Raw genomic sequence first — 383 nt, 5'->3', positions numbered from 1 at the left:
GCAATAGCCTGGCCGCTGTTGCCGGGAGCGGCCGCGACGACCAGTCTGATAGGCGCCGGTGCGAATGCGGGAGTGGGCTTGCTGATAAATGGTGAGGTTAATCCAAACGATGTCATCCTGGGGTACTGGACAGGTGCATTTACGGCGGGAACCGGGCTGTGGGGGACGATGGGAGTGAATGCAGCCAGTGGAGCCACATCCAGTTACCTGAAAGGAGATGATCCGCTGAAAGGTGGGGTGATCAGTGGAGCGGCTTCGGGTATTGGATATGGAATTGGTAGCAAATTAGTTGAGTTGCCTCTTGATAAGGTTTTAAACCCAATGAAACCGTGGAAAGACTGGATGTGGGTTGATGTCGGAATGGGGATATCGAAGCCTTTACC

The 383-nt window shown here is 54.0% G+C and carries 1 pseudogene; it reads left to right on the top strand.

The annotated features are described in order from the left end of the window. Positions 1-72: 72 nt before the first annotated feature. Positions 73-383, top strand: a pseudogene (locus tag FKM52_RS21530) (hypothetical protein); the annotation flags it as partial.

The sequence above is a fragment of the Mixta tenebrionis genome (assembly GCF_006517625.1).
In the GTDB taxonomy this organism is placed as follows: Bacteria; Pseudomonadota; Gammaproteobacteria; order Enterobacterales; family Enterobacteriaceae; genus Mixta; species Mixta tenebrionis.
The sequence above is the reverse complement of the archived record's forward strand: the minus strand, read 5'-3'. Positions and strand labels throughout refer to the sequence as shown.